We start from the raw sequence: 12541 nt of genomic DNA, 5'->3' as shown, positions 1-12541 counted from the left end.
TCAATATTGCTGCGTGTCGGGATGGAAAGTGCGCCAGCTGTGCCAAAATTCCTGGTAAGCATTGATGCGTTTCAAATCCGCTTCATCTCCGGAAACAGATTTCCCAAGCAGATTATAGGCTGCATTTTGCGCGAACAATGTGTCATTTTTGATAGTAAATTCCTGGCCCAGTTCCTTTTGAAATGCAAAAAAGCTCTTGTTATCGGCTGCCAGCACCACGGCAACGGGCGTGTCGCCCACTCGATCATTGATTATCCGCTTTTTTTGCAATGCCTGCCAGTCATATGCTTTGCTGCTGTTTCCTGCCTTTATGCCCACGACCCAGGATTTGTCTTTCCAGGCGGTTGTGTCTGTCTTGGTGAGTGTGGATCGCCCTTTTCCTGATTCGTAGCGGCTCATGGAATCGTATTTGGCCTGATATGTCGGGTCGGGCTGCATGATTTTACTATTGGGATGCAAAGCAAACCATTGGGACACTGTCGTTTGCGCAATGGGAAGTTCGGGCAGCATTTGGCCTTTCAATGGTCCGGCTATGGCCTCGCCGTTGGCCTGACGCCACCAGCTTCCGGTTTTTTCATCTTCAAACATGGCATTGAAATGGTCCATGCCCACCAATCGGAACCGGTCTTGCTCTCCCTGGACAATGGGCTCAAAAACGCGTCCGGTCCGGCAAACGGTGCAGTAAGTGACAATGATCGGCTTGCCGCCGAGGACATCGCGCACCTGGTGATGATAACCAATGTATTGAATGGGATAAGCTTTGGCCTCACCATTCACTTCGACACCGATCACGAGCCGGTCGTCCTTCACTTTATTTTGCGAAGCATTGTATAAAATAACTGCCGATGGCTGGTAAAACATCGTGTCTGCGGCCATTTCATAATTGGTTCCGTAAGTTACTGCCCCCGAAATCACAAGCAGAATAAGCGTAATCCATTTTTGCTTGCCCGACCATGCAGCAAAGCTGCCCAGAATGATCATTGACCAAAAGACAATCCGAAAAAGCCAGCGCCAGGAGTGCAGAAAGTAAGCCAAATCAATGCTGTTCATCTGCTGACTGCCAGGCATGGGCATGATGAAGTAAACCTTTGCAATCTCATAAATGATGATGCCTGCAACGCCTGCGTAAAAAAGTTTTCTCATATATTTTTAATGCTTACGATCTTCGATAAATTAGAAAAAAAAGAAACGGATTCGCCATACGGCAAATCCGTTTGCCCAATTATTAACCTATGATAATATGCGAGTCATTTGCTTCTGGCGGTGATTACGAAAGCCACCAGAAATGGGATGGTGAACACGAGTAACGCATTCCCGAAACCACCTAAAACTGCCACGAGCGATCCGATAAAGAAGACCGCGGTGGCAGTAAAAAATCTTCCAACATTGAAACAGAATCCGGTTGCTGTTGCACGGATGGCCACGGGGAAAAGCTCAGGAATGTAGCTGGATAATGCTCCCTGACTGATCCCGAAACAAAAGGAAAGCATGGCTGTTTCGACGTAAATAATGCTGGAAAAAGTCTTGTTCGTCAAAAAAAGGACGCAGCACATGACAAGGCACGTGGCGAATGTGAACATCAATGTTTTTTTCTTGCCAAATCTATTGATCAGCATTCCTGAGAAAATTCCACCCGAAATTCCGCCTACACCCAAAAGGATCATGATTAATCCACGTTCCTTCTGGCCGTTTTCGCCCACTGCCAGCAATGTTTGCACCCAGGTTGGAAGCCATGAAAAAATCCCCCAAAGTCCAATTAACACGGAGCCAAATATGAGCGATCCTGAAAGCAGATTTGCTCTGTTTGTTTCAGCAAACAGGCCTTCCGGCTTTTTGCTTGGACTTTTGGTCACCCGCCATTTGTCGGATTCGGGAAGGAAAATATAGATTAGCACCGCTGCAATTACCGGAATGAAGCCAACAGCGAAAGCACTTCTCCAATCAGAAAAGATCAGATTCAAACTGCCTGTTGTAACAATGCCCACTGGAAAGAACACGGCGAGGATTCCAAGGATCACCGCCTTACTTTTTTCTTGCCAAATTTCTGAAATATAAACTGTGGTGATCAGCAGCACGCCGCCCACGCCCATGCCCGCTACAAAACGCAATGCGAGCAGGCTGTACCAGTCCGGCACAAGCGCAACAAGGCAAGTGCATACGCCATAAAGCGCAGTCACCAATGCAAGCGACTTCACGCGACCAATGCGGTCACTCACAAAACCGAACAATAATCCGCCGCACATCCAGCCATAAAGAAACACTGCACTCACGTAAGCCCCGATTTCCCCAAGCTCCGCTTCGGAAACGGGTTGCCCTTTCAGCTCAGGAATGGCAACGGGCAGGTAAACCGACATTAAAGTGGAAACCGTGCCGCTAAACATGTAACTCACAACGCATAAGGCGAATGCAAGCCATTTAGAGCTTGTTCCTTTTGCTTCCAGACTCGTTAATTCCAATGTTTCCATGTTTTTCAAGAATCCTGATTATCTGAAAAGTTGATCAAAATTGAGGCTTACATAATATAGTCCGCCCACTGCCGGTGAACCGTAAGCTTGCACGATATATTTATTTGTAAGGTTTGAAGCGCCGAGCTTAACGATCGTTTTCATGCTTGGAATGCGATAACTAACCTGCGCATCCAGCAGATTGTAACTTTTCACTCTGCCAGGTTGCATTTCTGTAAATGTGCCATACCAGTCAAAACGCTGCTGCCAGTGCCAAGCAATATTGAATCCGATTTTGTCGGTAAGTCTTGCGTTCCCAAAAATCAGGTTGGTTTTCCATTCCGGTGTGTTGAATGCAGGAACATTGTTTTTATCAGCCTCGCCAATGTTAAAGTCGATCCAGGTGGCATTGGCGCCAATTTTGTAATTTTTTGGAAGCGAATAAGTTAGGCCCGCGCTTACGCCCTGAATTGAAACCTGGTCAGCGGCATTGGTGTAAAGTTGAAAAAGTTGTCTGTCCGCACCAAGCAGTTCGGCAGCGGCAGCGGGATTCACCTTTCCATCAGGCAAAAGAATGTTTGATTTTGCTCTTGCCACAACCGTGTTGATCATAAAATCTGTGTATTGGCTGTAATAATAATTGACGTCGAACAGCAACTTCTTGCTAATAATGCCTTTATAACCAATTTCATAGCTCTTTACTTTTTCCGATTTAATGTAAGGAACATTGGATTTCACAAGCTTGTCTTTGTTGTTGGCAACAGCCTGCGGGAATGGCGTTCCTTTGGCCATATCAGCACCAAATGCACTTGCAAATGCACCGAAAGAAGCAATTGTCACCGAGTTTTCGTAAGCATTAAGCCCAGCCGAATTAACCGGCGCACCGCCCAGAATGATGATTGGGCCAACATTGAGCTTAATATATTGATCGCCAATGGTTGGGTTGCGGAAACCGGTTTGATAGGATGCGCGGAAATGGTGGTTTTCGTTTGGAGAAATTACTGCCGAAGCACGCGGCGTAAAACGACCGTCAAAATTCTCATTTTTATCATAACGACCCGAAACGGTCAGTTTCAAAACATCTTTCCAGAACGACTTCGAAGCTTGTGCGAAAACGCCGTATTCTTCATTAGTGAGGTTTTTGTCTTTGTCATCAAAAAGCGTCCCGCCTGTGTTGAGATAATATTTGCGATAATTGCCTCCAACCTGGAAATTGATAAATTTCAATGCGGAACTGAAATCATACATTCCTTCCACATGACGCAGGCTGCATTCGCTGAGAATGCCCGCTCCGGCTAGTCCGCGCGTCTGGATCAGGCGATCTTTGGCTGAGTTATATTCACTAGATCCTGGTAAAATCCGGCCTTGATCGGCAAAAGCACGTGCTAAGGCGTGGTCCTTGCTGCCGACTGAGGCCACCGCACCATTATAGGCTGCCGTATATCTTTCAAACCAGGTTGCATCGGCTTTATCCGGCGAAACTGTATTTCCTGCCAAATCTTTTACCCAGGTCCGGTTAATTTGCTGCCCCAGTGCGCGGGTGTTGTATGAATTTGTAGAGCGCTCCTGGTTGGAATAAGCGCGAATGTAAAAATTGCTTCCTCTCAGTTCAAGCCTGTGCTGAATGAATTTGAAATCGTTGATTACGAAGCGGTTACTGCCTGTATATTGTGCTGTCCCCTGGTTAAAATTGCCTTGATAAATGGCTTCCAGCTTGTCCGTGATGCGGTAATGCAATGCGCCGAGCAGTTTGAGGCTGTAAACACCGTAAGTCGCCAGATCCTTTTCTTCATAACCGGTTCTTGAAACGCGGCCAATGCTCGGGATTGTTTGCGCAACCTCGTCACCGTAAATGTTTAATGCGTTTTTTCCCGGGTTGTTGGGGCCGCGGTTGGCTGCTGGTGTGTTCGGGTCAATGTCTGTGTAATCGTTTGCATACCAGTCAGTTCCTTTGAGATATGATCCTGCGACTTTAAAAGCAAGCTTGTTATTAAATGCTTTGGCATAACGCACTGCCAGATCATACATTGGTTTTGCACCAAGGTCCGTTCCATCGCCAATGTGGTTGACGCCAAACTTGGTCTGTGCACTTAATCCCTGATATTCGAATGGATTTTTGGTGCGTGTGTTAAGCATGCCATTGAAAGCAATCGGACCGTATAATGCGGACGCTGCGCCAGGAATAAGTTCTGCACTTTCCACATCAATGTCGTGCGGACCAAAGAGATTTCCCATCGCAAAACCGAGTCCGGAAGGCTGGTTATCAACGCCATCCACCAATTGCAGAAACCGGCTGTTGCCCGTTGTGTTAAATCCTCTTGTGTTGATTTGCTTGTAAGTGAGGCTGCTGGTCACCATATCCAGCGATTTCATATTCACTAATCCATCAAAATAATTGGCCGAAGGCGTCTGCTGAACCGCCCTCGCATCCATTTTTTCAATGCTAACCGGCGAACGGAGAATGCTTTCTTCCACCCGCGAAGCCGAAATCACGACCTGATTAAGCTCTTCCGCAGACGCAACCAAATTGATTTTCAGATCGCCGGCTGAGGCAACCTCTGCTTCTTGCCTGGTGTAACCAATGAGCGAAACCACCAGAACAGCAGGCACATTGGTTTTCAATTCAAAATATCCTTCGGCATTCGTAATGGTGCCCGTGTTTTTTCCCTTAACCGAAACAGAAACGCCTGAAAGCGGCTTCTGGCTGTCATTATCAATGATGTGCCCTGATAATTGCGTGGATTGCGCAAAAGCATTTTCCGTGCAAAAAACGCAAAGGAGCGAAAGCAAAAAAAGTAAAGTTCTTTTCATAGAGGAGTTGGTTTATGCGGGTTGTTCTTGTTTTTTCAAATGGTCGTAACCATTGGTTAATCTGTTGTAGCCATTGTCAACCAGACGTTGGCCGAGTCCTTGGTAAAATTCGGGATTGGCAGGCGCGACGGTCGCCATTCCGTCCACATAGCGGTTATAAAGGCAAAACAGGGCGGCAATGAGGACCGTGTCGTGGATTTCAATGTCGGTTGCGCCGTTATTTTTCGCCTCTGCAATCGCTTCGGTGGTCACGGCTTTCCCGCTGATCTGAACTTGCTTAGCGATTTTCAATAAGGCTTTCATTTTGTCGCTCACGGGTGCGGCGTCAATGTCCTGCTTCATGATTTCGCAGGTTTCGGTGTTGCCCAAAAGCAGATCCGCTGCGGCGGTGTGCGCGGCTGTGCAGAATTTGCAGGCATTGTTGTGCGAAACGATCGTCGCTATGAGCTCACGTTCTCCCGGCGTCAATGTGGATTCACCTCGCAGTATAAATTGCGTTAACTCTCGGATCGGCGCTGCGGTTTCTTTGTTGTATTCCAGCAGACCTGTTATTCCCGGCAAATGTTCCGGCAATGGAATGTGTGGCATTGCTTACTGATTTTGAATTTGAAAAATTACTGCTTAACCGCTTCCACAGGAGCTGGAATGTAACCTTTGAAGGCCATACGTTGTCCCATTTCCCGGTAATCCTCATTGTCCTGAGGTGCCCAGGTGCCCAGGCCGTCCACATAGCGATTGAACATGCAGAATGAGGCTGCAATGAGGACCGTGTCGTGAATTTCACGATCAATGGCGCCTTCTGCCCGTGCGGCTGCAACGTCTTCATCAGAAACTTCTTTTCCGCTTTTCTGCACTTTGGCTGCGATTGCAAGCAATGCACGCAGTTTTGGCGTTACCGGAATTTCCTTGAAGTCATTACGGATGTCTGCAATTTTGTCCAGATCGCAGGACAAATGCGCCATAGCAGCCGAGGCATGCGACATGTGGCAAAACTGGCAATCGTTTAAATGGGAAACATAAGCTGCAATGAGCTCTCTCTCACCGCTGGTTAAGGGCGACTCTCCGCGTAAAAGCGTGTCAGCAAGCCAACGGAGTGATTTGGCCGTTTCGGGCCGGAAGTTAAACAGTCCAACGATGCCAGGAAGCGATTCGTCGGGCAATGCGATATGCGCCATTTTGAAAAAATCTGAGTTAGTAAGATGATTTTTTCTCCTTTTGGCAAGCCCCATTTTTCAGTAAAATTCTCTGAGGAACGGTTCAAGTCCGGAAATGCATGTCTGTCGCATGCGAGCAAAAAGGAGAAATGAAGATGTTACTAAGCCAGATCGGGTGGCGGCGAAGGAATGGTAAAATGTTTTTCGAAGGAATTGAGTTGCACGTAGAAAACGGCAACATTTTGAGCTGGCGCCCATTCGAGTAAATAAAACACATGTTTCCTGTCCTGGGACATGTATTCTTTAACGAAATTTTTCAGGATGTTGGAATGCTGGTCTTTTTGCGGGTTAGGCGCATTGCCTGTAACCTGATCATTGATTTTCGAAGCAAGATCGCTGAACCGTTCTCTGGCGGTTTGGTCAAACTCACAATGCACATACATGGTGTCATTGATCAGCTGGCGGCTTTTCATTTGGTAATATTGCCCTTCATGCACAATCTGACCTTCCACTTGCTCCGGCGCTTCCCAGTTGTTTTGGTAAGGAACGGCCACAGGCACTTTGATCACAATATCCTGCGAATCCGAAGTTTGTTGAACCAGATCTTTTCCCCGCTCACTAATGGTGTGCGTGTCTTCCGACAGGTAAACTATCGAATAGCCTACCATGTTGTAAAGCAGCAGCCCCAAAAGCAGTATGGATAAAATCCTGCGCAATGTTATTATATTAAAATTTCGTCGGAATATGCAAATGTATAAAAAGCGACATCAATAGCAAATAGCTCATTGCGTTTTCATTACTTTTAAATTTCGATTTAAGCTAAATAAGCCGCTTTTATGCCTTTTGTAAACTTTAATACAAATAAACACGTCAAAATCTGGGATGGCATCCACGGAACGCTCTCACATTCAGATAAAATGACCTTTGGACATTTCACGATCGATAACGGCACAATCTTGCCCGAACACAGTCACCATCACGAGCAATGGTGCCATGTTTTGGAAGGCGAACTTGAATTCATTATTGACGGCGAAAAAATGCTTTTGACCAAAGGCATGACCGCATATATTCCTTCGCACGCGCTGCACTCCGCTGTTGCACATACGCAATGTAAAGTAATCGACTGCTTTACGCCGGTCCGCGAAGATTTTATCGAACTGGAAAAGAATCAGTAAGTCGCTCTTCCGCCCGAAAGGTCGAATGTGAAACCTGTTGTAAAACTGTTTTCCGCGGATACAATGAATGTGGCCATGTTGGCCGCTTCTTCGAGTGTTCCGCAGCGTTTCATGGGAATTTTGTCGGTCATGTATTTCACCTGCGTATCCGGCATTGCGTGCACAAGGGGCGTTTCGATGACGGCAGGAGCCAATGCATTGATCGTGATTCCGCTTTCTGCATATTCTTTTCCCTGCACTTTGGTCATGCCGATAACGGCGGCTTTTGAAGCGGAATAGGCCAGCATTCCGGCGTTTCCTTCCTTTCCGGCAATGGAGGCAATGTGCAAAATACGCCCGTAATGGTTCGCGATCATATGCGGCAGCACGGCTTTGGATGTGTAAAAACTTCCGGTGAAGTTGACGTCAAACACTTTCCGCAGGTTTGCGGGGTCCACTTCATGACTTTTTAGATTGGTTGCTCCCGTTATTCCCGCACAATTAATGAGAATGTCCACTTTCCCGAAACGCGCAACAACCTGCGCCACGCCTTTTTCCACCATTTCCTGATTGGAGACATCGACGCTGACAAACTCTTCCTTGTCGGGGTTGCCAATAAACTCTGCTTGGAGGGATGCAATATTTAAATCGAAAAGACCAACATAAGCGCCTTCATTCAGAAGCTTATGCGCAATAACAAGGCCGAGGCCGGAGGCAGCTCCGGTGATGATCGCAACTTGCCCGCTGAAACCGGTTTGCATGATTTTATGATAACGTTAAGTGCTTTGGCGATGAAGCCAAGGTTAAAAGCATCATCTACGCGTTTTTTAACCGTCTATATTAGCATTGCAGCCTGGAATTGAGGATTATTTTGTAAAAAAGGCGAGAATCGCGAGTCTGTCGAATGGGTGAAACGCGAAGAAAATATTAAAGCGGACAAAACAACTTCATTTTTAATGAAAGTTATTCGCCCGCTTTACAAGTGAAAATCCGAATGAATGTGATTTGCACGGAACTGTTGTTGTCTTTTTTGCAAATCATGAAATCTGATTGAGTTTATACCAATTCTGTCTCGTATTGCAGGCCAATGTGCGCTGCGGGGAAACTCAAAACTGTATTGAATTCGTTAATGGCTTGATTGACTTGCCGTTGCGAGACTCCACTGTATTCCATGACTAATAATCTGGCTTGTTGTGAAGTTAATCGTTTCAATTTCCAATATTGTGGATGATTGATTCCAATCGGTGCCCGGAAGTATTTTTCTTTGGGTTCGCGGATCAATATTTCGTATTCTGTGCTTCGTTGCGGACTATCGTGAAGGAAATAACCTTTTACTATGACTTTGGCTTCTCGTCCATTTTTTAATTGAAAAATTTTTTCGTGTATCATTACAGTTTTGTTTAAGAATTTTCAGGCTGATCCGGCGTTGAATTGACTGATTGCGTTGCTAGACAAAACGCATACCAGACACAACCTCAACTGCCGCTACAAACTTTGTAATTCAAAACCGTTTTTTATTAAAAAGATTAGCAAACGGTCGTTTCAGTTACCCTGCGGTTGATTTTGACGTATCAACAACATTGACAGGCAATTACGACACGTTGAATTAAAATTAAAAACAGGCAATTAGTCTACGATGTGACCAACGAACTGCGCTTTGTTGTCCAGAATGCGCCCACCGCGCCGGAAGCCAAGCGCGCAGGCTTCACCAGCATAAAACACTCCCGCCTGATAGGAATGATCGGCTGCATCTACGGGGAAAGTGAGATATTCCTGATAAATTTTTGGTTGGTCATCGTATTCACCTTCAACGCTTTCCAGCACTTCTCCGCCTTTTTCTAAAATGGAAACATTGGCGCCTTCACGGCCAAAAAGCACTTTACTCACCGACTTTTTATGCGGCAATGCATAGCGCTCTGTTTGCAGCAGCAAAGGATGATATGGATAAAGATCCCATAACACTTTCAGAATGTATTTCGATTGGAATAAAAGCGTGTAAGCGGGATTCAGAATGACGGCTTTGCGGTTCTTAACAATGTCTGTGAGCATTGTTGCCAGCTCCGGCTCGTCGTTGCCAATATATTCCCAGGGCACGAGTTTGAACCAGAAATCGAAGCGTACAAAATCATTGGAATTGGGCACCATTTTGAAAATCCCTTCTCCGTTTGAAAACTCAACCTCCTCTATATACGCAAAGTCTACGTCGAAACCGGCTTCCCGTGCCGCCTCTGTAAGCAACGCAACATTGGTGTCGTCTTCGGGATAGCCGCGCATGGTGGAGAAAAGGATGGAAGCATCGAGGTCGTTATTCGCTTCCTTTAAATATCTGAACTGACCAACGAGCGTCTCGTAAAGTGTGTTGAATTGCTGGGAGTCGTCCAGTCCGTTCATGCGCAGGTGCGCCCATTGAACCACTGCCGTTTCAGGAATGCAAGTTGCGGTGTCGGCATTGAATTCTATAAGCTTAACAGGCTCGTCGTCAATCCCTCCCGCGAGGTCAAATCTTCCATATAAATGAATCTGGCGGTCGTCCTGCCACGAAAGCTCGATCAGCTCAATGAGGTTTTCAGGGATGCCCATATCTTTAAAAAGGCCATTGTCGATCACATATTGCCCGGCTTCCACCATCATTTCGTACAATGTCCCGGCTGCTTCATAATACTGGACAGCCTGCGCTTCACTGATCACCACCACATCGCTCACGACATAGGGTGCTGTGTCTGCTCCCAGCATCCAGTCCCAGCCTACATTTTGAAGTGCTTTTTCCGGATGATTGGAAAGCGATTTTAATTTAATCATTATTTCAAATTTAAATTAACCTCCGCTTCTGCCCGCAGAGCGACCAAAGAAACCATTTCTGCCGCCTTTTGGACGGGCAGTCACCGTGCGCGTTGTGCGCGAAGCATTGACTTGCTGCACTGCGCTTTGTGATCTGTTATAAACATTTGGATCACTGTAAAAGCCTCTGGCCATGTTTCCGTTGTCCCGGCCACGGAAGTTGTTCATGTAAGAATTCCCCGAACTTCTTCCCAACATATAACCCATTCCACCATACAAAAGCATGCTCGAAAGGCCGCTGTGGTGTCCTACATTGGCATTGTTATTCTTGATTTCGTCATCGATTAATGCTTTGGCTGCTGCTGTGCTCAGTGAATCGGTGTGTCCGTCGAGATAGGTTACAATTGCAACGGATTTGTCTGCGTCGACGCTTTCTTCGTCCGTTATTTTGAATTCACCCGGCTTCACTTCCTTAATATGCGAGCGAATGCCTTTCGAATAAGAACTTTCTTCATAACTGTATGCTTCTTCGTCTTCATTGGAACCGCAACCTGTCATGCCAATGCCGGAGGACAAAATGGCCAGCGCCAACGCTCCGCTAATGCTAATATCTTTGGCTCTTTTAATGAAAGAACCCTTTCGTAACTGGGTCATATTTAACTTGGTTTTTAAGCTGATGCAATCAAAAATAAAAATTTCGAGCCCGCATCAAAATGCAATTGTTTCAAGTGGCTGAATTTACCGACTTTCAAATCCTACACTACTATAAACGGTCAAACCCGGAATATACTGTAAACAAAAAAGCATAACCCAGCCGGATAGGCGAAGATTATGCTTCTAAATGGTAAGTTGGAATGCTTGTCAGGCTTTTTTTGCAATCTTTTCGAGTGCGCCGACAAACTTGTCGAGATCACTTATTTTGGTATAAACATGGGGCGTAACACGCACACAATGAATATTTTCCCAATTTATTCCCACCGTATGAATCTGATATTCTTTCATCAGTTTGCTGTCCAGCTCTTCCGGCTTCATGCCATCAATGCTTACACCCGCAATGGCGCACGAATATTCAGGTTTTAGTGATGTATGGATTTTGACACCCGGTATTTGCAATGCTTTTTCGGCCCAGTATTTTTTCAAATAATGCACGCGTTCCTGTTTCCTTTTTGAACCAATGCCTTCCTGGAAATTGATGGCCTCGCCAATGGCCTGCTCAATGCAAAAACTGCGTGTGCCCAAGGTTTCAAATTTGCGGATATCTTTGCTTTTTGGCTGACTGTTGCAGAGTAAGGGCCATAGTTTTTCGATTTTTTCTTTCTTAACCCACATCATGCCGCTTCCCACAGGCGCACTCAAAAATTTGTGCAGACTTGTTCCAAAATAATCACAACCCAGATCAGGGATTTTGAAATCGAGCAAACCGAATGTGTGCGCGCCGTCTACAACGACCTCAATTCCTTTGCTGTGCGCCATGTCGCAGATCTTTTTAACCGGCATAATCTGCCCGACCCAGTTGATGATATGCGTCACGTGAATGATCTTGGTTTTGGGGGTCACCGCATCCGCGTAAGCCTTTACAATCTGTTCATCGTTTTCAATTGGAAAATCAAAAGAAAGCTGTTTATAAACCAATCCGTCGCGCATTTCCCTTTGCTTCCACGCCTGGATCATGTTCGGATAATCCTGAATGGTGCCGATAATTTCATCTCCTTTTTCCAGCGGCAGGCCGAAAATGATCGTGTTAAGCGCTTCCGTAGCATTGCGGTTGATCGCAATTTCCTCGGCATCGCAGCCAGCTAATTTAGCCAAACGCTGCCTGAGCGGCTCGCGACCTTTGTCAATGATCCGCCACATATAATAGGAAGGGCCTTGAGCGGCTGCTTTGTTGTATTTTTCCAAAGCTTCCTGCACGGCAATAGGAGAAGGCGAAACGCCTCCGTTATTGAGAATGATGATGTCGCCTTTGCTCGCCGTGTAAGCATCCTGGATCACCGACCAGTAATCTTCATTATCGGCGCTGCTTGCATTCCAAAGCTTTTCTGCTTCATGAAAACTTTCGGCATGGAGCTCGTTGAACAGACTGTTAAGACCAAAGGCGCCGATGCCAATGGCCGCGCTCTTTCGGAAAAAGGACCGGCGATTGTTCATAAAAATCAGGTTTTCGGGATAGTAATAGAGTGAGCTACAATTTATTAATTAA

Annotated in this window: 12 protein-coding genes; 1 reads left to right on the top strand and 11 read right to left on the bottom strand. The window is 46.1% G+C overall.

What is annotated here, in order from left to right:
- The 6 genes from LZG73_RS13955 to LZG73_RS13930 form a co-directional block, all read right to left on the bottom strand.
- Entirely contained in the window at positions 1-1143 is a 1143-nt protein-coding gene (locus tag LZG73_RS13955; protein WP_233850556.1) for a DUF3179 domain-containing (seleno)protein, read from the bottom strand.
- Positions 1144-1247: 104 nt separating this feature from the next.
- Positions 1248-2465 (bottom strand): MFS transporter, encoded by a 1218-nt coding sequence (locus tag LZG73_RS13950; protein ID WP_233850554.1) that lies wholly within the window; start codon positions 2463-2465, stop codon positions 1248-1250.
- Positions 2466-2483: 18 nt separating this feature from the next.
- On the bottom strand, positions 2484-5255 hold the full coding sequence (locus LZG73_RS13945) for a TonB-dependent receptor (RefSeq protein WP_233850552.1): 2772 nt from the start codon (positions 5253-5255) through the stop codon (positions 2484-2486).
- A gap of 12 nt (positions 5256-5267) precedes the next feature.
- Positions 5268-5843 (bottom strand): carboxymuconolactone decarboxylase family protein, encoded by a 576-nt coding sequence (locus tag LZG73_RS13940; RefSeq protein ID WP_233850550.1) that lies wholly within the window; start codon positions 5841-5843, stop codon positions 5268-5270.
- Positions 5844-5869: 26 nt separating this feature from the next.
- Positions 5870-6430 (bottom strand): carboxymuconolactone decarboxylase family protein, encoded by a 561-nt coding sequence (locus LZG73_RS13935; protein ID WP_233850548.1) that lies wholly within the window; start codon positions 6428-6430, stop codon positions 5870-5872.
- Positions 6431-6570: 140 nt separating this feature from the next.
- Positions 6571-7125: a hypothetical protein gene (locus LZG73_RS13930; protein WP_233850546.1), complete on the bottom strand. Its 555-nt coding sequence runs from the start codon at positions 7123-7125 to the stop codon at positions 6571-6573.
- Positions 7126-7245: 120 nt separating this feature from the next.
- On the opposite strand from LZG73_RS13930, the gene LZG73_RS13925 reads away from it, so the two are divergent.
- Positions 7246-7584, top strand: coding sequence for a cupin domain-containing protein (locus LZG73_RS13925; protein ID WP_233850544.1), 339 nt, complete (start codon positions 7246-7248; stop codon positions 7582-7584).
- Here LZG73_RS13925 and LZG73_RS13920 read toward each other — a convergent pair.
- The 5 genes from LZG73_RS13920 to LZG73_RS13900 form a co-directional block, all read right to left on the bottom strand.
- Positions 7578-8324, bottom strand: a complete 747-nt coding sequence (locus LZG73_RS13920; protein ID WP_233850542.1) for an SDR family NAD(P)-dependent oxidoreductase — start codon at positions 8322-8324, stop codon at positions 7578-7580. The genes LZG73_RS13925 and LZG73_RS13920 overlap by 7 nt on opposite strands.
- 295 nt (positions 8325-8619) lie before the next feature.
- Positions 8620-8952 carry a hypothetical protein gene (locus LZG73_RS13915; RefSeq protein ID WP_233850540.1) on the bottom strand — a complete coding sequence of 111 codons (333 nt, stop codon included), beginning with the start codon at positions 8950-8952 and terminating at the stop codon, positions 8620-8622.
- Positions 8953-9189: 237 nt separating this feature from the next.
- Positions 9190-10362, bottom strand: coding sequence for a glutathionylspermidine synthase family protein (locus LZG73_RS13910; protein WP_233850538.1), 1173 nt, complete (start codon positions 10360-10362; stop codon positions 9190-9192).
- Between the two features lie 15 nt (positions 10363-10377).
- Positions 10378-10995, bottom strand: coding sequence for a hypothetical protein (locus tag LZG73_RS13905; protein ID WP_233850536.1), 618 nt, complete (start codon positions 10993-10995; stop codon positions 10378-10380).
- Positions 10996-11202: 207 nt separating this feature from the next.
- Entirely contained in the window at positions 11203-12489 is a 1287-nt protein-coding gene (locus LZG73_RS13900) for an aminotransferase class V-fold PLP-dependent enzyme (protein WP_233850534.1), read from the bottom strand.
- Positions 12490-12541 lie beyond the last annotated feature (52 nt).

The organism is Dyadobacter sp. CY326 (genome assembly GCF_021390515.1).
Lineage (GTDB): Bacteria > Bacteroidota > Bacteroidia > Cytophagales > Spirosomataceae > Dyadobacter.
Note: the sequence above shows the minus strand (reverse complement) of the source record. Positions and strands in the feature narration are given on the sequence as shown.

Excerpts from the sequence above, each read along its gene's own strand:
- LZG73_RS13955 (WP_233850556.1), bottom strand. The coding sequence starts at position 1,143 with ATGAGAAAACTTTTTTACGCAGGCGTTGCAGGCATCATCATTTATGAG.
- LZG73_RS13950 (WP_233850554.1), bottom strand. The coding sequence starts at position 2,465 with ATGGAAACATTGGAATTAACGAGTCTGGAAGCAAAAGGAACAAGCTCT.
- LZG73_RS13945 (WP_233850552.1), bottom strand. The coding sequence starts at position 5,255 with ATGAAAAGAACTTTACTTTTTTTGCTTTCGCTCCTTTGCGTTTTTTGC.
- LZG73_RS13940 (WP_233850550.1), bottom strand. The coding sequence starts at position 5,843 with ATGCCACACATTCCATTGCCGGAACATTTGCCGGGAATAACAGGTCTG.
- LZG73_RS13935 (WP_233850548.1), bottom strand. The coding sequence starts at position 6,430 with ATGGCGCATATCGCATTGCCCGACGAATCGCTTCCTGGCATCGTTGGA.
- LZG73_RS13925 (WP_233850544.1), top strand. The coding sequence starts at position 7,246 with ATGCCTTTTGTAAACTTTAATACAAATAAACACGTCAAAATCTGGGAT.
- LZG73_RS13920 (WP_233850542.1), bottom strand. The coding sequence starts at position 8,324 with ATGCAAACCGGTTTCAGCGGGCAAGTTGCGATCATCACCGGAGCTGCC.
- LZG73_RS13915 (WP_233850540.1), bottom strand. The coding sequence starts at position 8,952 with ATGATACACGAAAAAATTTTTCAATTAAAAAATGGACGAGAAGCCAAA.
- LZG73_RS13910 (WP_233850538.1), bottom strand. The coding sequence starts at position 10,362 with ATGATTAAATTAAAATCGCTTTCCAATCATCCGGAAAAAGCACTTCAA.
- LZG73_RS13905 (WP_233850536.1), bottom strand. The coding sequence starts at position 10,995 with ATGACCCAGTTACGAAAGGGTTCTTTCATTAAAAGAGCCAAAGATATT.
- LZG73_RS13900 (WP_233850534.1), bottom strand. The coding sequence starts at position 12,489 with ATGAACAATCGCCGGTCCTTTTTCCGAAAGAGCGCGGCCATTGGCATC.